Below are 852 nucleotides of genomic sequence, written 5' to 3'. Positions count from 1 at the left end.
CCCTCGTCCGCACGGACGAGGAGCGGAAGCGGTTCGTGGAGTACGCGCGCGGCGGCCGGGTCGACGGGGTGCTGCTGATGTCCGTACCGGCCGAGGACCGCCTGCCGGACATGCTCGCCGACGCCGGGCTGCCCACGGTCCTGCTGGGCCGGCGCTCGGGCGACGAGCGGGTGACGTATGTGGACGCGGACAACGTGGGCGGGGCACGCGCGGCCGTCCGTCATCTGGTGGCCGGAGGCCGGAAGGCCATCGCGGCCATCACCGGGCCGCCCGACATGTACGTCGCCCGGTGCAGGCTGCGCGGCTACCAGGAGGCCCTCGCCGAGGCGGGACTCGACCACGGGTCCGCCCTGGTGGTCCAGGGTGACTTCACCGAGGCCAGCGGGCGCCGGGCGATGGCCGGGCTCATCGGGCGGCACCCGCAGCTCGACGCCGTCTTCGCCGCTTCGGACGCCATGGCCGCCGGGGCACTGGACGCTCTGCGTGCGGCAGGGCGCCGGGTACCGCAGGACGTGGCGGTGGTCGGCTTCGACGACTTCGACCTGGCCGAGCAGACGACCCCGCCGCTGACGACCGTCCGCCAGCCGCTGGACGAGATCGGGCGGACGATGGTGCGGCTCCTGCTGGAGGAGATCGAACAGCCGGAGGTGGCCTGGCGCCACGTGATCCTGCGAACGCAACTGGTGGCCCGCGAATCGGCATGAGTAGGGAGGACACGGCAGGAGCACGGCAGGAGTACGGCAGGAGTGGGCCGAAGCGGCCCACGGCCGGCCGGCCGTGCGGGAGTCGCCACGAGCTCCTCGATCATGGCCTGAAGAGGCCCGTGAGCCTGTGAGTCCTTGAGCCCATGGG

1 protein-coding gene is annotated in these 852 nt (G+C 73.2%); it reads left to right on the top strand.

What is annotated here, in order from left to right:
• The coding region (locus BZL64_RS36745) for a LacI family DNA-binding transcriptional regulator (RefSeq protein WP_086773349.1) at positions 1–704 on the top strand (704 nt) is incomplete at its 5' end.
• Positions 705–852 lie beyond the last annotated feature (148 nt).

Origin of the sequence: Streptomyces bobili (assembly GCF_002154575.1) — a bacterium.
GTDB lineage: Bacteria > Actinomycetota > Actinomycetes > Streptomycetales > Streptomycetaceae > Streptomyces > Streptomyces bobili.
The sequence above is the reverse complement of the archived record's forward strand: the minus strand, read 5'-3'. Positions and strand labels throughout refer to the sequence as shown.